The 25,778-nt window shown below is 51.3% G+C and carries 18 protein-coding genes; 6 read left to right on the top strand and 12 right to left on the bottom strand.

What is annotated here, in order from left to right; translation table 11 throughout:
• The first annotated feature begins 125 nt into the window (after positions 1–125).
• Positions 126–659: a DUF2155 domain-containing protein gene (locus PsAD26_RS17800; protein ID WP_343228993.1), complete on the top strand. Its 534-nt coding sequence runs from the start codon at positions 126–128 to the stop codon at positions 657–659.
• Between the two features lie 13 nt (positions 660–672).
• On the opposite strand, the gene aat is transcribed toward PsAD26_RS17800, so the two are convergent.
• The 5 genes from aat to PsAD26_RS17775 form a co-directional block, all read right to left on the bottom strand.
• Positions 673–1,362, bottom strand: coding sequence for a leucyl/phenylalanyl-tRNA--protein transferase (gene aat / locus PsAD26_RS17795; RefSeq protein ID WP_063311519.1), 690 nt, complete (start codon positions 1,360–1,362; stop codon positions 673–675).
• Positions 1,363–1,393: 31 nt separating this feature from the next.
• Entirely contained in the window at positions 1,394–2,761 is a 1,368-nt protein-coding gene (gene accC, locus PsAD26_RS17790; RefSeq protein WP_063311518.1) for an acetyl-CoA carboxylase biotin carboxylase subunit, read from the bottom strand.
• Between the two features lie 14 nt (positions 2,762–2,775).
• The gene (gene accB, locus PsAD26_RS17785) at positions 2,776–3,252 is read right to left on the bottom strand and encodes an acetyl-CoA carboxylase biotin carboxyl carrier protein (protein WP_063292428.1); all 477 of its coding nucleotides are present in this window, start codon (positions 3,250–3,252) and stop codon (positions 2,776–2,778) included.
• Between the two features lie 524 nt (positions 3,253–3,776).
• Positions 3,777–4,520: a DsbA family protein gene (locus PsAD26_RS17780; protein ID WP_063311517.1), complete on the bottom strand. Its 744-nt coding sequence runs from the start codon at positions 4,518–4,520 to the stop codon at positions 3,777–3,779.
• A 51-nt stretch (positions 4,521–4,571) separates the two neighbouring features.
• A complete protein-coding gene (locus PsAD26_RS17775; RefSeq protein WP_063311754.1) occupies positions 4,572–6,014 on the bottom strand; it encodes a M48 family metalloprotease in 1,443 nt (480 codons plus the stop codon).
• A gap of 185 nt (positions 6,015–6,199) precedes the next feature.
• On the opposite strand from PsAD26_RS17775, the gene PsAD26_RS17770 reads away from it, so the two are divergent.
• Positions 6,200–7,342: an aminotransferase class I/II-fold pyridoxal phosphate-dependent enzyme gene (locus PsAD26_RS17770; protein ID WP_063311516.1), complete on the top strand. Its 1,143-nt coding sequence runs from the start codon at positions 6,200–6,202 to the stop codon at positions 7,340–7,342.
• 57 nt (positions 7,343–7,399) lie between these two features.
• Here the strand turns inward: PsAD26_RS17770 and PsAD26_RS17765 are convergent, their stop codons facing one another.
• Positions 7,400–10,423, bottom strand: coding sequence for a ribonuclease E/G (locus PsAD26_RS17765; RefSeq protein WP_063311515.1), 3,024 nt, complete (start codon positions 10,421–10,423; stop codon positions 7,400–7,402).
• A gap of 805 nt (positions 10,424–11,228) precedes the next feature.
• On the opposite strand from PsAD26_RS17765, the gene PsAD26_RS17755 reads away from it, so the two are divergent.
• The 3 genes from PsAD26_RS17755 (at position 11,229) to prfB (ending at position 16,482) form a co-directional block, all read left to right on the top strand.
• Positions 11,229–12,482: an N-acetylmuramoyl-L-alanine amidase gene (locus tag PsAD26_RS17755; protein WP_063311514.1), complete on the top strand. Its 1,254-nt coding sequence runs from the start codon at positions 11,229–11,231 to the stop codon at positions 12,480–12,482.
• 268 nt (positions 12,483–12,750) lie between these two features.
• Positions 12,751–15,201, top strand: a complete 2,451-nt coding sequence (locus tag PsAD26_RS17750; RefSeq protein ID WP_063311513.1) for a penicillin-binding protein 1A — start codon at positions 12,751–12,753, stop codon at positions 15,199–15,201.
• A 149-nt stretch (positions 15,202–15,350) separates the two neighbouring features.
• Positions 15,351–16,482, top strand: a protein-coding gene (gene prfB, locus PsAD26_RS17745; RefSeq protein ID WP_152986604.1) for a peptide chain release factor 2 whose coding sequence is annotated in 2 segments (ribosomal slippage) — positions 15,351–15,419 and positions 15,421–16,482 — 1,131 coding nt in all. Because the reading frame shifts where the segments join, the coding sequence is not laid out codon by codon here.
• Between the two features lie 71 nt (positions 16,483–16,553).
• On the opposite strand, the gene PsAD26_RS17740 is transcribed toward prfB, so the two are convergent.
• From PsAD26_RS17740 to bcp, 3 genes are all read right to left on the bottom strand, one after another.
• Positions 16,554–17,774, bottom strand: a complete 1,221-nt coding sequence (locus tag PsAD26_RS17740; protein WP_063311753.1) for a M23 family metallopeptidase — start codon at positions 17,772–17,774, stop codon at positions 16,554–16,556.
• A gap of 154 nt (positions 17,775–17,928) precedes the next feature.
• Positions 17,929–18,816: a ferritin-like domain-containing protein gene (locus PsAD26_RS17735; protein WP_063311512.1), complete on the bottom strand. Its 888-nt coding sequence runs from the start codon at positions 18,814–18,816 to the stop codon at positions 17,929–17,931.
• 3 nt (positions 18,817–18,819) lie between these two features.
• Positions 18,820–19,317 carry a thioredoxin-dependent thiol peroxidase gene (gene bcp / locus PsAD26_RS17730; protein WP_063311511.1) on the bottom strand — a complete coding sequence of 166 codons (498 nt, stop codon included), beginning with the start codon at positions 19,315–19,317 and terminating at the stop codon, positions 18,820–18,822.
• Between the two features lie 295 nt (positions 19,318–19,612).
• Here bcp and PsAD26_RS17725 point away from each other — a divergent pair, with 295 nt between their 5' ends.
• A complete protein-coding gene (locus PsAD26_RS17725) occupies positions 19,613–22,783 on the top strand; it encodes an AsmA-like C-terminal domain-containing protein (RefSeq protein ID WP_063311510.1) in 3,171 nt (1,056 codons plus the stop codon).
• On the opposite strand, the gene PsAD26_RS17720 is transcribed toward PsAD26_RS17725, so the two are convergent.
• The 3 genes from PsAD26_RS17720 to PsAD26_RS17710 all read right to left on the bottom strand — a co-directional run bounded on the left by PsAD26_RS17720 (position 22,776) and on the right by PsAD26_RS17710 (position 25,527).
• Positions 22,776–23,537: a class I SAM-dependent methyltransferase gene (locus PsAD26_RS17720; RefSeq protein ID WP_063311509.1), complete on the bottom strand. Its 762-nt coding sequence runs from the start codon at positions 23,535–23,537 to the stop codon at positions 22,776–22,778. The two genes, PsAD26_RS17725 and PsAD26_RS17720, sit on opposite strands and share 8 nt — an antisense overlap.
• Before the next feature lie 159 nt (positions 23,538–23,696).
• Positions 23,697–24,950, bottom strand: a complete 1,254-nt coding sequence (tyrS, locus tag PsAD26_RS17715; protein ID WP_063311508.1) for a tyrosine--tRNA ligase — start codon at positions 24,948–24,950, stop codon at positions 23,697–23,699.
• 193 nt (positions 24,951–25,143) lie between these two features.
• Entirely contained in the window at positions 25,144–25,527 is a 384-nt protein-coding gene (locus tag PsAD26_RS17710) for a VOC family protein (protein ID WP_063311507.1), read from the bottom strand.
• Between the last annotated feature and the right edge of the window lie 251 nt (positions 25,528–25,778).

The following is a 25,778-nucleotide window of genomic DNA, read 5'->3' as shown; positions in this document are numbered from 1 at the left end:
GATTCCTCAGCGATTGCCGCGTGTTTGCCTCGTTCTGGCCTTTTCCCCGTAGCATTCCAGTGCTAAGCCCTTTACAGCTCGGGCGTTTGAATCACTAGCTGCTGGAAAGTTTTATGGGTTTTACAATGCGTAAATATCTTGGGCGCGCTGCATCTTGCGCACTTGCTGCGTTGATCGGGGGGGCAGCGTTTGCATTGCCGGCTCAAGCTCAGACACCAATTAAAAACCCGGTTGCAGTGTTCAAAGGGCTGGACAAAATTACCGGCCGCATTACTACGTTTGATGTCTATATTGATGAGACAGTCCAGTTTGGTGCGCTTCAGGTGACGCCGCGCGTTTGCCATTCCCGGCCTCGGACAGAAGCTTCTCAAACCACAGCGTTTATTGAGGTTGATGAACTTACGCTCGACAGTAAAGTTCGCCGGATCTTTAGTGGCTGGATGTTTGCAAGTAACCCTGGTGTGCACGCTGTTGAGCACAGCGTCTATGACATCTGGCTGATCAACTGTAAGAAGACAACTTCCGTGCCTCCGCCAGAAGGTTACGCTGGTCCCGCCGTTGATATCGTTTCCGAAGAAGATGATCTGGCTGGAAAAGACTTTGTTTCTTCAGGGGAAATTCCGGTGCCACGACCGAAGGTTGTTGCAACACTGCGATAAATAATGCGGCCTCTCAGATGAGGCCGTTTTTGGTTTTAGGTGGAGCAGGGCGCATATCCTCGATGATCTGAAGAACCAGCTTGCCAGAGCTTTCTTGCGGCAACGCATGGAAATCTCCGTGAACCATCAAGGCATTTTCCAGCAGCTTGCCATACTGCTCTTTAGGAACTTCGGTCGCGCCGAACTGTTCCAGATGTTCTGTCACAAACTGAGCGTCCAGTAACCTGTAGCCTCCATAGAGCAGACGGCCATACAAATGCACAAGGGCAACCTTGGAGGCATCCCGCTCCAGCGAGAACATACTCTCCCCAAAGAACGCTCCGCCTAGTGATACGCCGTAAAGGCCTCCAGCAAGCTCGTCAGAAGCGTTGTAGACTTCGATTGTGTGGCAATACCCCATAGCAAAAAGTGCAGTATAGAGCTTGCGGATCTCAGCGTTGATCCATGTCTCTTTGCGCTCTGATGTGGTTGTTGCGCAGTGAGAGATTACTGCTTTGAAATCACGGGAGGCTCGAACGACAAATTTGTCGGAGCGGACGGTTCTAGCGAGCCGTTTAGGGATGTGAAATGAATCGAGCGGCAAGATACCTCGCCGCTCGGGATCAATCCAGAAAAGATCAGGAGAGTCAGCAGTCTCAGCCATTGGAAAGATGCCACAAGCGTATGCTTTAAGCAGAATTTGTGGGGTAATCTTAAATTCCATGCTGGTCTGCTTTTGACCTCCCTAAATCTCCTCAGTCTTCTTCGGAGTTCTGTGCTGCAATGTGCGCGTCCAGGAACTTCTCAAGCCAATGGATATCATAGGCGCCATTGGCGATATCCTGATTGTCCAGAAGCTCTGTGAAGAGCGGAACTGTTGTATTGATACCATCAACCACAAACTCGCTCAGAGCGCGACGCAGACGCATCATACATTCCACGCGGGTCCGGCCATGAACGATCAGCTTACCGATCAGGCTGTCATAATGCGGAGGAATTTTGTAGCCCTGATAAACGCCGGAATCCACGCGCACACCCAAGCCACCTGGTGGGTGGTAGTAGGTGATTGTGCCCGGAGATGGAGCAAAGGTCAGTGGATGTTCTGCATTGATACGGCACTCAATCGCATGACCAGAGAAGCGAACTTCATCCTGGCTGATTGAAAGAGTAGAGCCTCCAGCAATGCGGATCTGTTCGATCACAAGATCAATGCCGGTTACCATCTCTGTTACAGGGTGTTCGACCTGCAAACGGGTGTTCATTTCAATGAAGTAGAACTCACCGTTTTCATAGAGGAATTCGATGGTACCTGCACCGCGATACTTGAGCTTACGCATAGCGTCTGCACAAACTTCGCCGATCTCCATACGCTGTTCTTCATTCAGAGCAGGGGATGGACACTCTTCGAATACCTTCTGATGGCGGCGCTGCAAGGAACAGTCGCGCTCACCGAGGTGGATCGCGTTGCCCTGACCGTCACCCAGAACCTGCACCTCAATGTGGCGTGGTTTGCCGAGGTACTTTTCCATGTACAGAGCATCATCGCCAAAGGCTGCTTTGGATTCGGAGCGTGCGGTTGAAATCGCAGTATCCAGATCTTCTGCTGTCAGAGCGACCTTCATGCCACGGCCACCGCCGCCTGCTGCCGCTTTTACGAGAACCGGATAACCGATTTCCTTAGCGATTGCATGGACGTCGTCTTCAGGGGTGATGCCACCATCGGAACCTGGCACAACTGGAATACCCAGTTCTTTTGCCGTGGTCTTTGCCTGAATCTTATCGCCCATCACACGGATGTGCTCTGAGGTAGGGCCGATAAAGGTGATGCCGTGTGCCTCAAGAATCTCAGCAAAGCGTGCATTCTCGGAAAGGAAACCATAACCGGGATGCACAGCGTCGGCGCCAGTGATTTCACAGGCAGCCAGAATTTGCGGGATATTGAGGTAACTGTCACGCGCTACTGGCGGACCAATACAAACGCTTTCGTCAGCCAGACGCACGTGCATCGCATCTTCGTCAGCAGTAGAGTGGACCGCAACAGTGCGAATGCCAAGCTCTTTACATGCCCGAAGGATGCGGAGTGCGATCTCGCCGCGGTTTGCGATGAGGATCTTTGAGAACATAGAGACTTCGCCTGTTATTCGATGATGATAAGTGGTTCGCCGAATTCAACTGGCTGACTATCTTCAACCAGAATTGCAGTCACAGTGCCTGACTTTGGTGAAGGGATCTGATTCATGGTCTTCATCGCTTCAATGATCAGAATGGTGTCGCCCTTCTTGATGGACTTACCTACTTCAATAAAGACTGACGCACCTGGCTCTGGTGCAAGATAGGCTGTGCCAACCATTGGAGAAGTTACAGCGCCCGGATGGTTGGCTGCGTCTGCAGAAACTGCAATCTCTACAGGTGCGGCCGCTGCTGGTGCCGGCGCAGCTACAGGAGCAGGTGCTGCTACTGGTGCCACTGCACCCACTGTCAGCTGACGAGCGACACGAACGCGGAGATCTTTTTGTTCAACTTCGATTTCGGTCAGGTTGGTTTCGTCCAGCACATTTGCAAGCTGGCGGATCATTTCCTGATCAAACTTAGTTTCTTTCGTCATCGTTTTCATCGTCCAGTTCGAAATGCCCTGACTAATGCCAGGAGCCTTCGGTTTGGCCCCCAAAGCGACTGTGCAGCAAGGATGGCCTTTTAATAATCTGTGAAAATCCAATTGCTCAGAGCAAATGCGGACTTTCTGACTGAATGAACTACGTAAGCAGTTGGTTATTAACTGCTTAGATAGCCATTAATTCTCTAGTTGCGAGATGCTGTCTTTTAAAAAGTATGCATCCGGAGTGCCTAGGCTGAGCATAAGGCAATATCATGTTTATTAGCGCAGAAAGGCACATAACGCTTTGATTTACTCAGAAGTACACAAATGTAGTTGCGTCTACGCAACCAATCTGTTCTCAAAAACTCTGTGTAACAATCTAGGTTTACTTGACGTATTGGTAAAGTGTAGCCAGGCAAATAAACATAACTGGCCCTCTTATATGGTCAGAGCGGACCAAGGAAAAGACCTTTGTCCGCTCTGAGTTGAGTTCTTAAGGATAAAGCTGCGAAAATGCGTTGATATGCGCGATTGAGATCAATCTACTCGCGTTCAGCTGCAATTTTTTCCTTCAAAGTGTCATAGCCAACGGCTCCAACAATCACTTCTTCACCCAAAATGTAGGAAGGGGTTCCCGTGATGCCGAGCTGCTCAGCAATAGTGAATACTTCCTGGAAGGTCTCGGCTGCGCGGTTGGACTTCATTGATTTTTCCAGATCTGCATCAGAGATCCCGAGATCTTTCGCAACTTTCAGGCTGCTAGCGAGGTTTGCACGGCCAGGCTGGCCCAGAAGTGCGAGGTGGAAGTCCTCGTATTTTTCTGGTGCAACTTCAGCAACTGCGATAGCAACGCGTGCAGCTTCCTGAGATGCTTTGCCCAGTACAGGGAATTCTTTCAAGACAACGCGGAGGTTCTTGTCTTCGTCTACGAGGCGAACAAGGTCAGACAGTGCGCGCTTACAGTAACCGCAGTTGTAGTCAAACAGCTCTACGAGCGTGACGTCGCCGTCTGGGTTGCCGAGGACAATCTGGTAGTCGCTGTTGTAGATCTCATCAGAGAGGCTGGAGATAGCGCCTTTGCGTGCGCTTTCTTCTTCTGCGAGGCGACGCTTATCAAGTTCCTGAAGCGCTTCCAGTACGATTTCCGGATTTGCGACAAGGTATTCCTTGATGATTGTTTCGACTTCAGCGCGGTTCACCGTTTCTGCTTGTGCAGAAAAGGTTGCTGGCAGCAGAGCGAGTGTTGCAGCACATATGATCGCAGCTCGGCGAATGAGTTTCTTCATGACGTCTCCTGTAACCCTGTTCGGGTGCGTGGTTTTTATCAGTCTGATTTATTAGCGGCGTTTGAGCTGAGGCACTTTGACTGACAGTATATCGTCAGCTTGTTGCCAGGCAGGTGAGCCGACTTTTAACTTTTTTTGAGCCCGTTTTGCGTAACGCTGTGCGCTGCGAATATCACCACGGGTCATATGGCTTTGTGCGGTTGCCAGATCTGCACCAGCAATATCGCCCAGACGGGCATTTGCGATTGCAAGTTGCGCATAGCCGTTCATGGAATATCTGTCTTTTCGCAGAGCTCTGGTCAAAATGCTCTTTGCTTCTTTCAGGTACCGCTTGTCGTCGGATGCGACCATTGCGAAGCCCAGCCAGATTTCAAAATGCGGATTGCCAGGATAAAGCGCCAGCGCTTTGCGGAATGGTGCAATTGCGGCTTTTGGTTTGCCACCTTCGAGCAGCGCCTGTCCTTTGATTTCATAGAAATACGGATATTCCGGCGCTTTTGAGATCAAGGCATCGATTTTTCTGACGGCATTTGATGCTTTGTCGGACCTCATGCTTGCAATGGCACGGGCATATTGCGCGGGGAGACTTTTGTCTCTTTCCGGATAGGCGCGGTAAACTGAGTTTCTATGACTGGTGAATGCCAGTAGTTTGGCTTTGACCATGTCATGCTTTAATTGAAGGCGTTCGGGATCCTTCTTATTGAAGTGTTTTGCCTTTTGCGCCTTGTTTTGAAGCGCGTTGAAACGGGCGCGTGGCATGGGGTGGCTGAGCGCGTATGGGTCTACATACTGCGCTGAGAACAGAGCCTGATCCGCCATGCGTTCAAATGTTGTGAGCATGCCCTTGGCAGAAACGCCAACGCGATCGAGGTAGCGCAGGGCTGCCTGGTCAGCTGATGATTCTTCAGATCTGCGATAGGACAAGAAATTTCGTTGGGCAAGCGCTCCGCCACCGGAGACTGCTGCTGCACCACCGCGTGCGATGGAGCTGTTGCCTGTGGTTGCACCTGCTGCCATAGCGCCAGCGCCCAGGATCATGCCGATAACTGACATGATCTGTGCGTTTGAGGCTGCCTGGCGCATACGAACCAGATGGTTGCCTGCAATATGGCCGGTTTCGTGTGCGATCACGCCAATCACTTCGCTTGGCGTTTTGGCATCCATGATGACGCCGAGGTTGATAAACATCCTGCGGCTGTCTGGAACGAAGGCGTTAAAGCTCTTGTCGTTGACCAAAATGATCTCAACCTGATTGGCAGGAAGTCCAGCTGCCCGGAAGATCGGTTTGGCGTACTCGCGCAGCAGATCTTCAGTTTCTGCATCGCGAACGAGGGGGAGCCCCTTCTTTTGTTGAGCTTGAGCTGTGGTGATTGCCACATTAGGTACAACCAGAGAAAGTGCGGTCGCTGTTATAAGAAATTTGCGCGCAAACTTTGTTGCTTGTGATTTGACTGGTTCAATCACACGTTTCAATGCATTGTTCTTAAATTGCACGTCAAGTCCCCTTAATTGGCTTGGCAGGCGCATAGCGGTTCGCACTTAAAGTACTACATAGACTTTCAAATAAGCCTTAACCACCCAAGATAGGCAGTTATTAGGCAAAATTGCTAGGTAGCCCGAAAAATTAAAGCACAGGCTCTGAGAAGAAGAAATAAGAGGGAATGCATTTGTCAGTATTAATGGGATCAAAACGTAGTGAAGTCCTGCCTTTTCAAGCTATGGAAGTGCTGAATGCTGCTAACCGCCTTGAGCAGAACGGAGAACACGTGCTGCACATGGAAGTGGGACAGCCGGGAGCGCCTGTTCCTGACTCGGTTTTGAAGGTTGCACATGATCATCTGTCTTCTGGCCGATTGGGATATACGGAAGCGCAGGGCATTCCGTTGCTGAAGAAGAGCATTGCTCGCTACTATAAGCAAACCTTTGGATTGGAGGTTCCTGAATCTCGCATCTTTGCAACCACGGGTTCTTCTGCTGGTTTCAACCTTGCTTTTCTTGCCGGATTTGACAGAGGGGACCGCATTGCAATTACCTCTCCCGGCTATCCGGCCTACCGCAATATTATTGAGGTGTTGGGGCTGGAGTGTGTTGAGATTGAGGTTGGGCCAGAAACGCGCTGGTCGCTCACCCCTGAGATTCTTGAGGCGGTGCATAAAGAGAAACCGCTAAAGGGTGTGCTTGTGGCCAGTCCAGCGAATCCGACTGGGACCATGATGTCTCCTGAGGCTCTCAAGGCATTGGTTGAAGCTTGTGAGGCGATGGATTTGTGGTTCATCTCCGATGAGATTTACCATGGGCTTGCCTATGACATGGAGGAGGAGACAGCGCTTCGCTTTACGGACAAGGCGATCATCGTCAATAGCTTTTCCAAATACTATTGCATGACGGGTTGGCGTATTGGCTGGATGGTGCTGCCTGAGGTGCTTGTGCGTCCGATTGAGCGGATTGCGCAGAGCCTTTACATCTCGCCGCCTGAATTGGCGCAGGTGACTGCAGCTGCTGCTTTTGATGCGACTGAGGACTATGAGAAGATCAAGGCTGGGTATGCCGCCAACAGGCAGGTGCTGCTTGATCATCTTCCTCAACTTGGGTTTGACGTGTTGCCGGTTGATGGTGCGTTCTATGTGTATGCGGGTGTTTCACAGCTCACTAACGATTCCATGGAGTTCTGTCAGAATATGTTGGCAGAGACACACATTGCTGCAACGCCCGGCGTTGATTTTGATCTGACGCGCGGGAACCAATTCATGCGCTTTTCCTTTGCGGGGAAGGAGCCTGATATCAAGCTTGCGGTGGAACGGCTGGAAAACTGGCTCAAGTAACAGGCAATAAAAAAGCCCGCTCAGTTGAGCGGGCTTTTTTATTGAACTTGTTTTCTCTTAGAAGAAAGAGCGGCGTTGCCACCAGCCTGTGCGGCGCGGCGAGTCATCATCGCCTTCAACGGCAACGGTTTCCCCTTCAACAACCTTATGCGATGTCACGACCGGTTTGGTCGGTGCTTTCGGTTTCGCTGGTGCTTCAGCCTCAACTCCTGCTTCTGCAGCTTTTGGGGCCTCGACAGCCTGAGCTTCTTCTTTCACTTCAACCTTTGCGACTTCCGCAGGCTTTTCTTCTTTAGGCTGCTCAGCAACCGGCTCTGCAGGCTTGCTCACTGGTTCTGCCGGAGCATCTGCAGGTTGTTCGGCTTGCGTTGCCACTTCTACCGGAGCTTCTTTCACCGCGACGTCTGCAGCTTCTTCTGCCTGAGGGGCCGGGGCTTCGGTTACTTCTGTAGAAGCTTCCTTCTCAGCTGTTTCCTCAGGTGCAGGTTTTACTCTGCGACGACGGCGAGGCTTGCGGGTTTCTTTCTTCGGCTCTTCTTCAGCTGCTGCCTCTGTTACCGGCTCTACAGGAGCAGCAGTGTCTTCTGCAGCTGCTGCTTCATCTGCGGTCTCAGATTTTGCTTCTGCAATGATCTCTTCAACGCTATCCGCAGAGCTTTCTTTTGAGCCTTCTGCTTCCTCGGAGCTTTCACCGTTCTCGCCGTTTTCATCAGATCCGCTTCTGCGACGGGAGCGGCGGCCACCACGGCGACCACGGCGACGCTTGCGGCGGCGATCTTCTTCCTCGTCTGTTAGCTCGGTAGACTCCGCGTCAGCTGATTTCTCTTCAGAGGATGCGTCCTCTTCAATAGACGGCTCTTCAGAGCTTGCTGATGTTTCCTGCTGCTCGGCTTCGTCTTTCTCGTTGCCAGTGCGACGACGACGGCGACGACGGCGACGACGACGATCATTGCTGTCGTCTTCAGCTGTCTCTTGTTTTTCTTCCTCTGGAGCCTCTTCAACGATGTCTTCCTCTTCCTCCTCAACGGGGAAGATGGTGTCTGGCTGTACTGTAGCTGGTAGAGGCTGTGTGCGCTCGCTTGGTGTTGCCAGCTCGCCGCGCTCCAAAGTGAAGTGCTGCTCGGTGACGGTGTCGTCTCCAAGAATAGAGATTTCCAGACCGAAGCGACGCTCCAGATCCATCAGGTGATGACGCTTCTGGTTGAGAATGTACATCGCCACTTCGTTTGGCGTGCTCAGATTTAAGTTGTGAGTAGAGCCACGCAGCAGCTGATCTTCCAGAGAGCGGAGGATGTGCAGAGCAACAGATTCTACTGAACGTACGATGCCTGAACCATGACAGTGCGGGCAAACAACTGATGAGCTTTCGAGCACGCCGGTGCGGATGCGCTGACGTGACATTTCCAGCAAGCCGAAATGCGAGATACGGCCAACCTGAATGCGGGCACGGTCAGACTTCAGGCATTCTTTCAGGCGACGCTCAACAGCGCGGTTGTTGCGGTTCTCTTCCATATCAATGAAGTCGATAACCACAAGACCGGCGAGGTCGCGCAGGCGAAGCTGACGTGCAATCTCTTCTGCTGCTTCTAGGTTGGTTGCCTGAGCTGTGTCTTCAATGTTCTGTTCGCGGGTTGCTTTCCCGGAGTTCACATCAATTGCAACAAGAGCTTCTGTCTGGTTGATGACAATGTAGCCACCGGACTTCAATGTCACCTGTGGTGAGAACATTGCGTCAAGCTGGGCTTCTACACCGAAACGGGTGAAGATTGGTGTTGCATCACGATAAGGCTGAACATTCTTGGAATGACTTGGCATCAGCATGCGCATGAAGTCTTTCGCTTCACGGTAGCCTTCTTCGCCAGAAACCATAACCTGATCGATGTCTTTGTTGTACAGGTCGCGAATAGAGCGCTTGATCAGGCTGCCTTCCTCGTAAACGAGGGTTGGTGCTGCTGAATCAAGGGTCAGTTCACGGACATTTTCCCAAAGACGCAGGAGGTATTCGAAGTCACGCTTGATTTCTGCTTTGGTTCTGCTGGCACCCGCTGTACGCAGGATAACGCCCATACCGTTCGGCACATCCAGATCACCAGCAACCTGCTTCAGGCGCTTGCGGTCTGTTGGCTTCGTGATCTTGCGGGAGATCCCGCCACCACGGTCGGTGTTTGGCATCAGAACAGAGTAACGGCCAGCAAGGGACAGATATGTTGTCAGAGCAGCGCCTTTATTTCCGCGCTCTTCCTTCACGACCTGTACCAGCAGCAGCTGACGGCGTTTGATGACTTCCTGAATCTTATAGTTGTCGCGCAGACGGCGAGGGCGTGCGGTAACTTCTTCTTCCGCTTCCTCTTCGCTGTCATCCTGCTCTTCAGCTTCAGATGTCTCTTCTGCAGTTTCTTCAGTCGTGTCTTCTGATGCAGCTATGGCGGAAGCATCTGCTTGCTCAGAAGCGTCAGCTTTTGCGGCTTCAGTTACAGGCTCATCTGCAGATGGCTTATCGGCCTCTGCTTTATCAGCGTTTGCTTTTTGCGCTGCAGCGTCGCCAGCTTCGTCTTCTTCAGCAGCTTCAGCTTCGATATCCTCGATGCTGTCATCCTGAAAAGGAGCATCCATGCTGGCAAGGGCTTCGGCCTCGTGTTCTGCTTCGAGTGCACTGGTTTCAGCTTCGATCAGTTCAGCAACAACGTCTTCAGAGGCTTCTGCGGCTTTTGCAGCAGCAACCTTTTGAATTTCGGCTTCGCGCTTTGCTTCTTCTTTTTCTCTACGCGCACGCTCACGCTGGTTTGCAGCGGCTTCGGCTGCAAGCTGAGCTTCAAGAGCCTCCCGATCTTCTTTCGGAAGTTGATAATAATCCGGATGGATTTCGCTGAAGGCCAGGAACCCGTGTCTGTTGCCGCCGTACTCGACAAAAGCGGCCTGAAGTGATGGCTCTACTCGTGTGACTTTAGCTAGGTAGATATTTCCGCGAAGCTGCTTTCTGTTTGCGGCTTCAAAGTCAAATTCCTCAACCCGATTCCCGCGCACGACCGTAACCCGGGTCTCCTCCGGGTGGGTCGCATCTATCAGCATCTTGTTTGCCATGAAGTGAGTTCCTTAGGACCAAACACTGAAGACGGCGCGAGTGGCGCTGAGATTTGTACATCGTCAGGTCGGTCAACTTGTTATGTAAGTTGCTAGTAGAAAAGGAGAGACGGCGGCGCGCATGACCACGGCAAGAAGGGACCGACTGACACGTCGGCGCACTGCTTCTTGACTCATGTTCATTTGTATTTGCGCGTAGCTTTGACAAACCGTTCGCCCTTAATGATCTCTTTTTGACCGCCCATAAGGCGGTATGCTTGAAATGGAAGCGCTTCTTCAGGCTTCCAATCTGTAAACGTCTGTTCCTGCGCCTAGCTGCCGTATCTCTCCGAAAATTCGGGGATAAAGCACTTATCCAAAGCGACAGAAAATCTGTTCACAACCCGCCATGACCGAAAATGTCACGGCAAAACTCTGTCTTGGCTCTCGAGCAGACTGCTCTTCCAGTTGGTTTATACCGCATCCTCATCAACAAACCGGAAACGGCACAAATGGCTCATATGGGCTTTTTGAAACATTTCGATCAGTTTGAAAACTGCGAAAATCTCAGGATATCAGCTTCAAAAAATATGGCTCACAACTTTACGGAACAATTCCAAATCGAAGTCCTAGTAAACCTTTTACGATCCCTCGAGACGCTTGGCAAGCTTGGGAAAATCGATCTGGCGATGTCTTGCTACGAAAGCTGCAGTTGTTAATCAATGCTTAATGATAGGTTTGGCGGGGTGACTTTCGCTTAATCGTGTTTTAATCGTTCAACTTGATTTAAACTAAATTGCCAGTGTTTCTATAGGGGAGTGAAAAGGTGAGCCGCATCAGTCATGCATTCAGGTTCTGTGCTCTCAGCTTTTATTGTGTCGCGTTTTCTCTCATTGCAACTGTTGCCATGAGTAATGCTGCATCAGCGCAAAACGCGGTTTCGGTCGTTTCTGATGCACGTGTTGCCGGAGATCTGGCACGGACGCGCTTCATTCTGGATATGGATGGTGAGGTTGGATATAACCTTTCATTCTTGTCCCACCCTTATCGGTTGGTGATTGACCTTCCGTCTGTCACTTTCGAGTTTCCAAGAGACTTTGTGCCAAAAGGGCGGGGATTAGTTCGGTCCTGGCGGTATGGCTCCATCTCCAAAGGACGTTCCAGAGTAGTGCTGGATCTCAACTCTCCGGTCGCTTTGGATAAAACTTTTTTGCTGCCCGGTGTGCAAGATCAGCCGACACGGCTTGTTATTGATCTGACCGAATCTTCTCCTGATGAGTTTGAAGCTGCTGTTGGTCAGGCTACTTCACATGCGCAGCCCATTGGGGCAACGGCATCCGTTCCTAAGCAAGATACTCAAGACCCAGCTGCAAGGGCTGAAAACGATCTGCCTGTGATCATTATCGATCCGGGGCATGGCGGTGTTGATTCTGGAGCAGTTGGCAGTAATGGCACGCTTGAAAAGGCGATCGTGCTGAATTTTGGTCGGTTTTTGAAAGAGAAACTGGATAAACTTGGCTACTATCAGGTCTATCTAACCCGTGATGATGATAAATTCATCTCTTTGGGAAACCGGACCAAGTTGGCGCGCGGGAAGGGGGCTGATCTGTTCATCTCCATTCATGCGGATTCGATCACAAATGGGGCAGAGACGACACGTGGGGCCTCAATCTACACTCTCTCAGAGCGAGCATCTGACCGAATGGCAGCTGCGCTGGCACGCCGTGAAAACTACTCGGATGTAATTGGCGGCGTCGATTTTTCTGATGAACCTGAAGAGGTTACAGATATTCTGGTCGAGCTCACCCGCCGCGAAACCAAGAATTTTTCGATTCATTTTGCGCGATTGGTGGTTGAAGAACTTAAAAGCGCCACAACAGTTATTAAAAATCCTCTTCGTTCTGCGGGGTTCCAAGTGCTGAAAAGCCACGATGTTCCGTCTGTTTTGATTGAACTTGGATTTCTTTCCAATAATCTGGATGAGAAAATGTTAGGTTCTGATGAGTGGCGAGAACGCGTGTCGGATGCGATTGTTCAAGCGACGAACGGTTTCTTTCGGGCTAGAATTGCGCAGCAGTAGCCGTTTGGTGTGATTGTTTTTCGGGTGCGTATATGTCGCTGCTGCAGTGGGATAAAGGCTAAGTTCCTGCCTCAGCTTTGCCATAATGAAAAGCGATTGGGTGCCAAACTGTAACAGTGAAGTCTGGATTCGATTCTGCTGCATTCAATCAGGACGTGACCTCTTGACCCTTAACGGGAAATGCATCAGGAACGGCGTTTGAAACTGGCTCTGGAATGCTGGCTTCACCATACGAACATTCTTAGCGGGAAAGCAAACGAGCCCGAATATGAGATTATTTTTAAAGTTCATTGGATATCTCTTTGGGATTTCAGTTGTTCTGGGGCTGATTGCAGCAGCCGGATTGTGGATTTATCTCAATGACATAACCAAGGATCTGCCGGACTACACCGCGCTGAAGGATTATGAACCACCAGTCATGACACGTGTGCATGCTGCTGATGGACATCTGATGTATGAGTTCGCGCGTGAACGGCGTTTGTTTATTCCGATTCAGGCTATTCCGGACCGTGTGAAGCAAGCTTTCTTGTCTGCTGAAGATAAGAACTTTTATGAACACATCGGGATCGATCCGTGGGGCATTGGCCGTGCGGTGATCACCAATGTTCGTAACAGCGGATCTGGACGCCGCCTTGTTGGCGCGTCCACGATTACGCAGCAGGTTGCGAAGAACTTCCTTCTGACCGGCGAGCAGAAGTATGAGCGCAAGATCAAAGAAGCGCTTCTTGCTCTGCGTATCGAGCAAGCATTTACAAAAGAAGAGATCCTTGAGCTCTATCTGAATGAGATTTATCTCGGTGTTGGTGCTTACGGTGTTGGTGCTGCTTCCCTGATCCTTTTTGATAAATCTGTTCACGAGCTGGAACTCGAAGAGATTGCATATCTCGCTGCTGTTCCTAAAGGCCCGTCCAACTATCACCCATACCGCTACCGGGACCGTGCGATAGAGCGCCGGAACTGGGTTATCGACCGTATGGTTGAGAACGGCTATGTGACGGTTCAAGAAGGTATTGAAGCCAAGGCCAAGCCTCTTGACGTTAAACTGCGTCCAACCGGTAACCTCGTTAAAGGCTCTGAGTATTTCTCTGAGGCTGTTCGACGTCAGTTGGCCGGTCAGTATGGGGAAGAGAAGCTCTATGAGGACGGTTTGTCCGTTCGTACTTCCCTTGATCCAGAAATGCAGTTGAAGGCGCGTAAGGCACTGCGTGACGGTCTGGTAGACTTTGACCATAAACGCGGTAAATGGCGCGGCCCGATCAGCACGATTGAAATCACCTCCAGCGACTGGGGTGCCGCTCTTGCCAAAGTTCAGACACTGAACGATGTTCCTGAGTGGACAAGTGCAGTGGTTCTGTCTGTGAGCAATCAGAAAGCCGTTGTAGGTCTTCGTCCAAAGCGGATGGCAAACCGGAAGCTTTCTACTGAGCGCGTCCGTGCAGATCTCTCCCTGAGTGATATGAAATGGGCTCGCGTCAACGGGCGTGCTCCTCGCAATGTGCAAGAAGTGCTGAGCCCAGGTGATGTGATCTACGTCCAGCGTCAGGCGAGTGGCAAGTATGTTCTGCGGCAGGTGCCTGAGGTTTCGGGTGCTATTGTTGCCATGGATCCGAATACTGGCCGCGTTGTCGCGCTGGTTGGTGGTTTTAGCTACGCCGAAAGCCAGTTTAACCGTGCAACACAGGCATGGCGTCAGCCGGGATCTGTGTTCAAACCATTCGTTTATGCAGCTGCACTGGATAATGGTTATACGCCGTCTTCAGTGGTGCTTGATGCGCCTGTTGAGATTGAACAAGGACCGGGGCAGGACCCATGGAAGCCACAGAACTATGGTGGCAAATTCTACGGCCCATCTACTCTGCGGACAGGTATTGAACTTTCCCGTAACGTAATGACTGTTCGTCTTGCTCAGGATATGGGCATGGATTTGGTTGCTGAATATGCACGCAGTTTTGGCATTGATGACAATATGATGCCGGTGCTATCCATGTCTCTTGGTGCTGGTGAAACCACCGTGATGCGCATGACAGCAGCTTATTCCATGATGGCCAATGGCGGGCGCCGAGTGCAGCCTACTCTGATTGACCGTATCCAGAACCGTTATGGTGAGACTATCTATCAGAACGATCAGCTTGTTTGCACAGACTGCTCCGAAGAGTATTGGAGTAATCAGGGGGAACCTGAGCTTATTGATACTCGTGAACAGGTGCTTGATCCTATGACCGCCTACCAGATCACCTCGATGATGGAAGGTGTGGTCAAGCGCGGTACGGCGACAAGTGTTAAAGCTGTTGGTCGTCCTGTTGCCGGTAAGACTGGTACCACCAATGATGAGCGCGATGCATGGTTTGTTGGCTTTACGCCAGAACTGACTGTGGGTGTTTTCGTTGGATATGATACTCCGCGCAAGATGGGCCGCGGTGCGACTGGCGGTCAGGTTGCTGCGCCAATCTTCACTGCCTTCATGAAGGATGCTCTAAAGGATGCGCCTCCGTTGGAGTTCCGTGTACCTAACGGATTACGGCTGGTGTCTATCAACCGCCGTACTGGTCTACGGGCTGGTGCCGGAGCTCCAGGTACTATTCTGGAATCCTTCAAGCCGGGTACATCGCCACCAGACAGTTACTCTGTCATTGGCTTCCAGGATGAGATTGGTATCCGTCAGGATCTGTCTCCGGAAGCTGGGCGCGCCGTTATGTCCGGCACAGGTGGACTTTACTAAAAACTTCGTGGGCTGGTCTTGCTAACTGCATGACCAGCCCACAGTTTCTGTGGTCTGGCTGATTGCGGAAATCGTTTGCTGCGATTATGTTCGCACCCGACGCAGTGTTATTGACTGCACAGTTGTTTTTCAAAAAAGTGAGGTATCCGATGCGCGCCGAAATGGAGGCCATCGTCGACGAAATCAAGCAGGCCATAAGCCTGCTGAGGAGGCATCTTTGACTGGGACACTGCACTTGTCCGTCTAGATGAACTCAATGCGCTTTCTGAAGATCCAAACCTTTGGAATGACCCGACGAATGCGCAAAAACTGATGCGTGAACGTCAGCAGCTGGATGACAGCATTGGCGGTGTTCGCAAGCTTGAGCAGGATCTCGTTGACAATCAGGAACTGATTGAGATGGGCGAGATGGAAGATGATCAGTCCGTTGTTGACGAGGCTGAAGCTGCTTTGAAAGCTATGCTAGAACAGGTCAATAAGCTGCAATTGCAGTCCTTGCTTTCTGGTGAAGCCGACGGAAATGATACTTATATTGAGATCAATTCCGGTGCTGGCGGTACTGAAAGTCAGGATTGGGCCAGCATGCTTTTGCGCATGTATCGCCGTTGGGGTGAACAGCACGGCTATAAGGTCGAGTTGATGGAATACAATGACGGCGAAGAAGCGGGCATCAAGTCTGCAACTTTGCTTGTTAAGGGTGAGAATGCTTACGGCTGGATGAAGACCGAAGCAGGTGTTCACCGCCTTGTTCGCATCTCTCCATATGACTCCAATGCTCGTCGCCATACGTCCTTTGCGTCCGTCTGGGTTTATCCGGTTATTGATGACAGCATCAATATCGAGATCAACGAAAGCGATTGCCGCATTGATACCTATCGTGCCTCTGGTGCTGGTGGTCAGCACGTGAACACGACAGACTCTGCTGTTCGTATTACGCACAATCCAACAGGTATTGTGGTGCAGTGTCAGAGTGAGCGTTCACAGCATAAAAACCGCGCAACTGCGTGGGACATGCTTCGTGCACGTCTTTATGAGGCTGAGTTGCAGCGCCGTGAAGATCAGGCGAGCAAGGATGCTGCTTCCAAGACCGATATCGGTTGGGGGCATCAGATCCGCTCTTATGTTCTGCAGCCGTACCAGCTTGTGAAGGATCTGCGTACAGGCGTGGAAAGCACTGCGCCTTCTGACGTTCTGGATGGTGATCTGGATAAGTTCATGGAAGCAACACTGGCTCACCGTGCATTCGGCAACGCGCCTGCTGCGGTTGAAGATCTGGATTAAGCCTTATCTTCTCTAGTGAATTAGAAAAGCCCCGGAACTTAGTTTCGGGGCTTTTTGTGTAGTGAATGGTCTTATGGCAAATTGAGTGCGATTTTGGTTTGTTTTTTGGGCTTGAAAATCGCTGCTAGCCTGTCGCCGGTGCGGATGAAGCGCATTGGGTTGACTGGCTTGCCGTTGAGCCGCACCTCATAGTGGAGGTGAGGCCCTGTTGAGCGGCCCGTATTGCCGACAGTCCCTATAATATCGCCCATGTTGATGCGTTGACCTTCGCTAACGAGTAGCTTGTGCATGTGAGCGTAGCGGGTGACGAGGCCGTTGTCGTGCACGATTTCCACTGATAGGCCGTAGCCGCCGTTGTACCGTGAGAGTGAGACAATGCCGGTGCCGGTTGCTTTGACTGAGGTTCCGCGAGGTGCTTTGAAATCCAGACCAGTGTGGATTGCGGGTTTGCCAAGGAACGGGTCTGTTCGGGCTCCATATGCACTGGAGATGTTGAAGCTGGAGAGCGGGCGGCCAAATGGCAAGGCATCCACTTTGGTATTCAACTCAATGCGTTGTTCAATGATCCGGCGGGCAGCAATCATGCTGCTGTCCAAATCAGCAGACCCAATGTCCTGATAGATGCCGCCAGCAGATGAACTTGGGGTGACAAAGACAGGCTGTGCAACGCCGGCTTTCTTTAGCAGCGTGTTTGCACGTTTAATGTCGTCCATTGCCGCTTGTGTGTAAGCAGTGAGCAAGAATTGCCCTTGCGCCTGCTTTGCGTAGAAGTCTTTGTGAGGGGCAGCTGGCTGTGGCGCGGTGGACTGCTTGCCTGACAGTGTTTTCAGAATATCGAGCGGAGCACTGTTTTTCTGTGGCGCAAAAGATAGTTTGTTGTTGTGTGCAGTACTGACTTGTCTTTGTTGCGGTTTGCGTTTTGGAGAAGGCGGGATGGCGGAGAGGACGAGGTTTGATTGTTCCGCCAATGTCACCAGCGCTTCGATTTCCTGAAACTGTCGTAATAGCTGTGCTTGTTGTTTGCGAGCAGAGGCACTTAGGCCGGATGTATCCTGATCCAACCGTCCACGCATCTCACCGAGCTGAAATTTAAGGTCCCGAATTTCACTTTCATAGTTTTCACGGAGCGCCAATTCTCTGGATAATGTTGAATTAAGTCGCATCTCGCTGAGAGACTGTTGAAAGCTGCTTGCCAATACTGCGGAGACGATTGCCGTTGCCGCAAGACCGGAAACCCAATAGGCCATTGGAGGAATTCCGCGCAGCTCAGATGTGATGCGCGAAAGCCACATTGGGCCATCCAATTTCAATTGGTTGTAATTGTTAGAAAACTCACTGCACCTGGAAAGCTTCATCGGATGACCACTTGCTCAGTTTGCCTACTGGAAATGATTTGTTAAATTCAATTAAAGTTAGTTATGGTTAATAAAGTCTAAGTGCAGTGTATCATTGGGTCAATTTGATGAGCGGGCGATAGAAGCCTGGAGTGAGGCCTGCTTCAGATCTTGCTCTGTCATTAAACGGGGGCTTCAGTGGTCCTTTAAAATGCTGTTTTACGAGCTGTTGAAAACGTGGCTCAGGGCGCACACGGTGCCTGTCACACATGAAGCGGAACCATTTTGCTCCATACGCAACATGCCCTTTTTCATCGTGGTAGATCACATGCAAGACGCTCGCGGTATCTTCGTCCCCAGTGGCGTTGGCCTTTTCAATCATGGATGGGGTGATGTCGAGGCCTCTAGCTTCGAGCACGAGCGGAATAATCGCCAGACGTGCGATCAGATCCTTGCCGGTTGACTGGGCTGCTTGCCAGAGACCGTCATGGGCTGGCAGATCGCCATAGGCGTGCCCAAGTTTTGCAAGGCGTTCTTGGATGAGTGTGAAATGCTTTGCCTCCTCCAATCCAACTCGGACAAAGTCGTCGTAGTAGGACCGTGGCATGGGCACATCGGTGAAGCGACCTATCAGGTCCCAGGTGAGATCGATGGCATTGAGTTCGATGTGAGCTAGGGAATGGAGCAGGGCGACCTTGCCGTTTTTCCCTCCAACCGCACGTTTGGGCATGTCTCGTGGTGGGAGAAGTTCAGGCTTTGCCGGGCGACCAGGGCGATCCGGCATGGGCTTCTCGCCTGTCCCACGGGAAATGGACAAGGCACCTTTGAACCATTGATTTGCAACGTAGTATGCAAGCGCGACTTTTAGGTCCAAATCAGGTGTCTCGAGGATTTGGCGTGCGCCATCCTTAAGGGACTTTACGCTGGTGTTTTCAGGGAGGGATAGATGCGCTTGCCCTGCAAACGCATCTGCATCATTCTTGCCTGGAAGTTTTGGCATTCTTTACTGGCTCAGACCTTGTAATTCTTCCAAGACCTTTTCGACGTGGCCGGGAACGCGGACCTTACGCCAAATCTTGGCAATCTTGCCTTCTTTATCAACGAGAAATGTGGAGCGTTCAACGCCCATGTACTTCTTTCCGTACATGTTTTTTTCCACCCAGACGCCGTAGGCCTCACAAACTTCTTTCTCGATATCTGCCCCAAGTGTGACGTTAAGTCCGTGTTTCGCCTTAAACTTGTCATGCTTTAGTGGTGTATCGGGCGAAATGCCGATGATAACTGCATTGTGTTTTTTAAACTCAGCCGCATTTTCGGTAAAGGCGATTGCTTCTTTTGTGCAGCCTGGTGTGTCATCTTTTGGATAAAAATAAACGACGACCGACTGGCCAGTTTGTTCTGATAGAGTGAATTGTCCTTGCGAATCTGTGGCTAAGGTAAAATCCGGTGCCAGCATGCCTTCCTGCGGTAAGGAAGGTGTCGCATCTTTCGTATCAGGCATTCTTTATTTGCTCCTGGGGGCCATTTGGTCTCTTGGGACGCCGTTTTTTTGAGTATGGTGTAGATAAGCAATTAATCTTGCAGAGCACCTGTGATCACGCGATGCTATCGCAGGTTACGATTCGGTCAAAATCGAACGTACCACTAAAACAGGGAATAAGATTCTGGCTGTTGATGTTGGGACCACAGCGGAGCTTGAGAGCTCTCCTGTTACACGTCGTTTTAAGCGACGCGTAATATGGGGTGTTGTTTGCGTTTTTCTATTTTTAGCGTTTGGTTTTAGCGGTTACCGGGTGATGAGTGGCCCGTTTTCTGTTCCCTATCTGGTAGATTGGGCAATCAAACAGTTCGAGAGTAAAGCGCTGAATGTCACCGTTGGTAGTGCGCAGTTTAATCTGTTTGGCGAAAACGGCAGCCGTATTCTCCTGGAAGACTCTCTTATTCGCGTCAAAGGACGCACTGCTGCGACTGTGTTGCTTCCGCGGGCCGAGATCGGCATCAATCTGTCTGGGCTGCTGACCGGTGATCTGGAAATCACCAGTGTCGCGCTGGAGCGACCTTCTGCGACCATCAAACTGGCGAGTGGATCAGAACCGTTGCCACGGGTGCAAAACCGCGTGGTGGCGATCGACAAGTTTAGTGTGATTGCTGTTGAGGAGCTCAAGCGCTGGCATCTTGAGAAAGTTGCTATTGAGTATGGGCGACTGGTGATCAATGCGCAGGGTGAAGAGTTTGTTGCTGACGGCATTGATGCAAATGCCGTGTTGCTAGATGACCTTTCCTTCGCAGTGAATGCCAAGATCGTAGGCCGTGAAGGGGACTGGTCATGGGATCTGAAGCGTACTGTTACGCCTGAAACTGGTGCGAGAAACATTTCCGTCAATCTGCGTGATGCCTCACTGCGAGATTTGCTGCCAACGCACAGCTTTGCACGAGATGACAAGCTTGCGAATACGCGTCTTTTTGTTGAAGCGAATGCTGAACTTTGGGCGACAGGAGAGTTTGTTGGTGCGGATATGAATGTTCGTACCTCTCCAATCTTCATCCGCACTGCTCCTGATAATTCTATCACCATTGACGAAGCATTTCTGGACCTCAATTTGCAGCGCGATAATCCCGATATCGTTATCGGGCGCTCTTATCTGCGCCGTAAAAACACGCGCGTTGTGTTTGGCGGCGTTGTGCAGCCACCTGTAACCGAAGGAGCGGAGTGGAGCTATTCTCTTGGTTCTCGCGAAATTGTATTGGCGCCAGCGGATGTGAAATCACCGCCGCTGCTGTTTCCTGATGCTTATGCAGCGGGGACGTTTGATCCGACGAACTCCTTGATCTCTATTGAGCGCGCACGTGCTGTCGGACTTGATGCTGACATCAATGTTGCAGGATCGTTCTACTACGGGAAACCGGGTCCATCCCTAGCGCTTTCAGTTTACAGCCCAAGCCTGAGCTTTGGCGAAGTGTTGCAGGTTTGGCCGACAGTCACGGCGCCGAAAACTCGTAATTGGTTGATCGACCATCTCGGCCCTGGTCGGGTTGATAATATTGCCTTGGATCTGGCGCTTGGGCCTGAAGCCTTTGATGGAGACCGGAGTACACCTGCGTGGCAGGGGGATGGCCTTACAGCATCCTTTGATGTGATTGATGGCTCAGTCAAAGCGCTCAAGACTCTGCCTGTGGTGCGAGACCTTACCGGGGCTGGTAAGATCGAGAACGAAGATTTCACGATCTCCGGCAGCAATGGTCATTTCCGTATGCAAGACGGGAACATCGTGAAGGTGCCAGAGGTTCAGTTTGGGATCAAGAATATCGCAACACCAGGCGCTTTGCCTGCTGAACTGTCTGTGCTGCTGACGGGGCGTGCCGATGATTTGGGTGTGCTAGCTGACGCTGAACCTATAAATGCGTTGGAGGGTTTCAGTGTCGTGCCAGCAGACCTTTCTGGCATGGGTGAAGTCCGTGTTGAAGCCTCGTTCCCACTCCTCAAGAATCTCAAGGTTAAAGATGTTGAGTGGCGGGCTAATCTGGATCTGAAGGATTTTACCAGTAAAGCGAAAATCTCAGGGCAGACCATTGAAAATGCAAATCTGACCGTTCAAGCGGATACAAAGCAAACCCAGATTTCAGGCAAGGGGAAGCTGAATGGCTTCCAGTCTGAGATTGACTTGAGCACCAGCCGCGATGGTAGTGGGGCTGAAGACCGGCAGGGCGTGACGTTTGTTGCCAATGCTAAAGATCTGACTGACTACGGCGTTGATCTTCAGGGCTACGTCAAAGGTTCTGTTAAAGTCAGTTACGAGGATAGTGGCGGCGCGCAGGTGTTTGAGCTGGACCTTTCAAAAGCTGCGATCAACGTGCGTGAGGTTGGTTGGAGTAAGGCTCCGGGTGTTCGTGCAACCGCACGGTTCCGTGTTACAAAAAATGGCAATGCCAGGACGCTTCATAACTTCTCATTCCTGTCTGAAGGTGTTGAAGTTCGCGGCAACCTGAAGATTGATGGCAATGGAAAGCTGGCCCTTGCTGACTTCTCTGCGTTCAATCTGCGGCCCAACGACAAGGCCAAGATGACCATTCGGCCTCGTCGTGGTGGTGGGTACCAGGTCGTGATGAATGCGGATCGTTTTGATGGTCGTGCATTGCTGGATTCATTTGGAGCCGACAATGCGCCTGTTGCGGCAAAGCGCAAGCGGGATTTGATTGCGGTTGATCTTACGTTTAGGCGCTTGATTGGCTTTAGAGGCGTGCAGGCTCAAAACGTGCGTGTTGACGGGCTTTTCCGTGGAGAGAGTGCTGTGAACCTTGTCGTTTCGGGTGCAACATCCAGCCGTGGCCAGTTCAACTTCACCGTGGGCGGAGAGGGGAAGCATCGCTTTGCCAAAGGGAAGCTGAACAATGCAGGCGAGTTCCTGCGGTTTATGGATCTCTTCCCGCGTATGCGCGGTGGTAGCGGGCGTTTGGATATTCAGATGCCAAGTGATACCAACTGGGCTGGTCAGCTGACTGTAAATGATTTCTCCATTACGGAAGATCCTGCGATTAAAGCGTTGAAAGGGATCAAGCCGAAGGAAATTCGCGGCACGCGGAACAGTGAAGTGTATTCTGCTGCAGTGAACTCTGGTGAAGCGTCGTTCCAGAAAATGCGCATGCAGTTCTCGCGCAATGGCGATATTCTTAACGTTTCCAAGGGAACGTTGAGTGGTGCCATTATCGGCGGGACCTTTAGCGGGGATGCCAACCTGAAGAGCCGTCAGTTGGATATGGCAGGCACGTTTGTTCCAGCCTATGCTTTGAACAATCTGTTTGCAAAGCTGCCGGTGATCGGTCTTATTCTTGGTGGGGGCTCTTCTGATGAAGGGCTGTTTGGTGTGACCTATAAGCTGGACGGCACCTTTGAGAAGCCTAAGTTCCAGGTCAATCCGGTCTCTGCGATTGCACCGGGTGTGTTCCGCCGCATCTTTGAATTTAAGTAGGTTTGAGAGGGAGGTAGGCTGCAAAGCGCATGCAAACGTAGTCTGCTTCCCAGCCTTTGCTTCTTGAGTAAAGCAGTGGTTTGAGGTGCTTAATTGTCTCTTTGTAAAATCGCTTTTTATGGGCCTCGCTCAGCTGCTCTGTAAGGCTGTTGGTAAAGAGCTGCAACCATCCCTTCATTCCGGTTTCCAGCGGTGTCTTACGCTCTACTTCTGTATGGTAGGTAACTGAGAAACCTGCCTCTTTCAGCGCTCGCATGTAAGTTTCCGGTGGCGGGAAAATCCAAGGGCTTTTGTAGGGACCGAAAGCGGGATTTTCGGCAAATACGTTTTCCATGGCAGATCGGATGATACGGCAGTTCCGGTCGCATCCCATCTCACCAACGAACCGACCTCCCGGTTTGAGTGCTCTCACCACACCGCGAATGACGCCCTTGTAATCCTGCATCCAGTGGAGGGCGGCGTTGGAGAAAACTGCGTTGAACTCAGTGTCAAAATTGAGCTTCTCGCCTGAGATCAGGCAGGTTTTAATGCCTTTTTCATTTGCTTGTTGGAGCATGTCTTCGGCGGTGTCGACGCCAGTTACGATTGCCCCTCGGCTTTGGATTTCCTCGGCTAATGTGCCTTCGCCACATCCCAGATCCAGAATGCTTTCTCTGGGTTGGACTGCGAGCAACTCAAGCGCATCGTGTCCAAAATCCGCAACATAAGCTGCGTGCTTTAAGTATTGCTGTGCCTTCCAATCCTGCACCGCCATGAGGGCTGCTCCTGAATACGACAGAAGCACTTTAGGTTATCCGGCCTAGTTCCAGGTGCAGCAGATCGGACGCAATTGCTTAAACTTGCAGTATTTGCGGGCAAAGAACAAGCCGGGCGAAAGACCCGGCTTTGTCAAAAACAGTGTGCTGTCAGATTGTTAGACTGGCTTTACAAGAACGTGTTTTTTCTTGCCGAGGGAAAGTTTGATCACGCCATCATCGGTCAGATCTGCCTCGGTGATGGAGCGGTTGTGATCCTGCTCTGCCTTATCGTTGATGCGAACAGCGCCGCCTTTGATGTTGCGACGAACTTCTCCGTTGGACGTACAAAGGCCTGCGGTGACGAATGCGTTGAGGATGCCGAGGCCTTCTTTCAATTCTGCAGCGGCAATCTCGATGGTTGGCAGGCCAGCGGCATTAGCGCCTTCTTCGAACGCCTTACGAGCGGTCTCAGCGGCTTTCTCGGCTTCTTCACGGCCATGGAGCAGGGCGGTGGCTTCGGTTGCCAGAACCTTCTTGGCTTCGTTGATCTCTGCGCCTTCCATTCCTGCCAGACGTTTGATCTCGTCCATTGGCAAAATGGTGAATAGTTTCAGGAACTTCTCGACGTCAGCATCTTCGGTGTTGCGCCAGAACTGCCAGTAATCGTAGGGGCTGAGCATGTCTGCGTTGAGCCATACGGCGCCTGCTGCGGTTTTGCCCATCTTTGCGCCGGATGCTGTGGTGAGCAGCGGGGTGGTGAGGGCGAACAGTTCTTTGTCTGCAAGACGGCGGCCAAGGTCCACGCCGGAGAGGATGTTGCTCCACTGATCGGAGCCACCCATCTGCAGGCGGCAGTCTGTGCGGCGATGGATTTCGAGGTAATCGTAACCCTGCAGAAGCATGTAGTTGAATTCGAGGAACGACAGATGCTGCTCGCGTTCCAGACGCAGGCGCACGCTGTCGCGCTGGATCATCTGGTTGACGGAGAAGTAGCGGCCAACATCACGCAGGAAGTCCATGTAGTTGAGTTTGAGCAACCAGTCGGCGTTGTCCATCATCATTGCATCAGATGGGCCGTCGCCGAATTGCAAAAATTTTTCAAAGACTTGCTTGATGCCGTTTTTGTTGCCTTCGATGTCTTCATCGGTCAGAACTTTGCGGCTCTCGTCTTTACCGGTCGGGTCGCCAACGCGTGTTGTACCGCTTCCCATGAGGGTAATCGGTCGGTGACCGGTCTTCTGGAACCAATGCAGCATCATGATTTGTACAAGGGAGCCAACGTGCAGGCTGGAGGCTGTACAGTCAAAGCCAATATATGCGGTTACGGTCTCTTTCGCACAAAGTTCGTCCAGGCCTTCTGCGTTAGAGAGTTGGTGCAGGAAGCCGCGTTCTTCCATTGTCCGCATAAATTCGGATTTATATGAGCTCATTGGTCAAGCCTGTTCAATTTACTGAGTATTTTCAAGTTGAAAGGTCTATACCTGAGTTTTCAGCGGGATTCACTCGTTTTTTCTGGCAAAGCTCAAAAGCTGTGTTGGTGATTTGAGATTGTGCGGAGAATTTGGTGTTTGAGTGTGTTGAGTGAATTCTCCGCGACGCAGATGTGTTTCCCTTGTGTTCTGTTCAGAGCGGAATACGGCCAAATTTCAAGAGGTTGCCGTGAGGATCGTGGATGTAAAACTCTTCCATATCCCAAGGGCGTTTGGAGAGTGGTGTGAAGCGGGGTTCGCTCTTGCTGTCTTCCGGAAGTCCGAGTTTGCGATATTCTTCGTGAAGATCGGCGATAGGTCCTCCACGGAAATAAACGCTGCTGTTGTTGCACAAGTGCTTTTCTGTGGTGAGCCAGAAGTGGATTTCCAAGGTGTCTCTGCGTAGAATCAGAAAGTCGTCCTGTTCGTAAATGACGTTGGAAAAGCCGAGCTTGTCGGCGTAAAACGCCTTTGTTTCCTGAATGTTGAGGGATGGGAGCGTAGGGAGAAGTTCAATTGTGTCGGCTGCTGCAGTCATTGTTTTCTCTAAAATATGAATGTAATTGGTATATTTTAGAGAGTGCGGACTACATTGCAATGGCCAAAAGAAAACCCCGCGTCCTTCTCGAAGGTCTTAACGGGGTTTTGCTTTTATAGTTGGATCGCCGCGATTTACCGTTTCAAGGCTATATGCTGGGGCGTTTGATATGATTTCCGCCCGTGTACGTCCGGGTTCGATCCGTGCTTACCGTCTGATGACGCTCAGTCGCTCAGGCCGTTTTGTAGTTT

Source organism: Pseudovibrio sp. Ad26 (assembly GCF_001623285.1).
Lineage (GTDB): Bacteria > Pseudomonadota > Alphaproteobacteria > Rhizobiales > Stappiaceae > Pseudovibrio > Pseudovibrio ascidiaceicola.
Note: the sequence above shows the minus strand (reverse complement) of the source record. Positions and strands in the feature narration are given on the sequence as shown.

Bases quoted from the DNA above. Each gene is read 5' to 3' on its own strand.
- PsAD26_RS17800 (WP_343228993.1), top strand. From the start codon at position 126: ATGCGTAAATATCTTGGGCGCGCTGCATCTTGCGCACTTGCTGCGTTG.
- aat (WP_063311519.1), bottom strand. From the start codon at position 1,362: ATGGAATTTAAGATTACCCCACAAATTCTGCTTAAAGCATACGCTTGT.
- accC (WP_063311518.1), bottom strand. From the start codon at position 2,761: ATGTTCTCAAAGATCCTCATCGCAAACCGCGGCGAGATCGCACTCCGC.
- accB (WP_063292428.1), bottom strand. From the start codon at position 3,252: ATGAAAACGATGACGAAAGAAACTAAGTTTGATCAGGAAATGATCCGC.
- PsAD26_RS17780 (WP_063311517.1), bottom strand. From the start codon at position 4,520: ATGAAGAAACTCATTCGCCGAGCTGCGATCATATGTGCTGCAACACTC.
- PsAD26_RS17770 (WP_063311516.1), top strand. From the start codon at position 6,200: ATGGGATCAAAACGTAGTGAAGTCCTGCCTTTTCAAGCTATGGAAGTG.
- PsAD26_RS17765 (WP_063311515.1), bottom strand. From the start codon at position 10,423: ATGGCAAACAAGATGCTGATAGATGCGACCCACCCGGAGGAGACCCGG.
- PsAD26_RS17750 (WP_063311513.1), top strand. From the start codon at position 12,751: ATGAGATTATTTTTAAAGTTCATTGGATATCTCTTTGGGATTTCAGTT.
- PsAD26_RS17740 (WP_063311753.1), bottom strand. From the start codon at position 17,774: ATGTGGCTTTCGCGCATCACATCTGAGCTGCGCGGAATTCCTCCAATG.
- PsAD26_RS17735 (WP_063311512.1), bottom strand. From the start codon at position 18,816: ATGCCAAAACTTCCAGGCAAGAATGATGCAGATGCGTTTGCAGGGCAA.
- bcp (WP_063311511.1), bottom strand. From the start codon at position 19,317: ATGCCTGATACGAAAGATGCGACACCTTCCTTACCGCAGGAAGGCATG.
- PsAD26_RS17725 (WP_063311510.1), top strand. From the start codon at position 19,613: ATGAGTGGCCCGTTTTCTGTTCCCTATCTGGTAGATTGGGCAATCAAA.
- PsAD26_RS17720 (WP_063311509.1), bottom strand. From the start codon at position 23,537: ATGGCGGTGCAGGATTGGAAGGCACAGCAATACTTAAAGCACGCAGCT.
- tyrS (WP_063311508.1), bottom strand. From the start codon at position 24,950: ATGAGCTCATATAAATCCGAATTTATGCGGACAATGGAAGAACGCGGC.
- PsAD26_RS17710 (WP_063311507.1), bottom strand. From the start codon at position 25,527: ATGACTGCAGCAGCCGACACAATTGAACTTCTCCCTACGCTCCCATCC.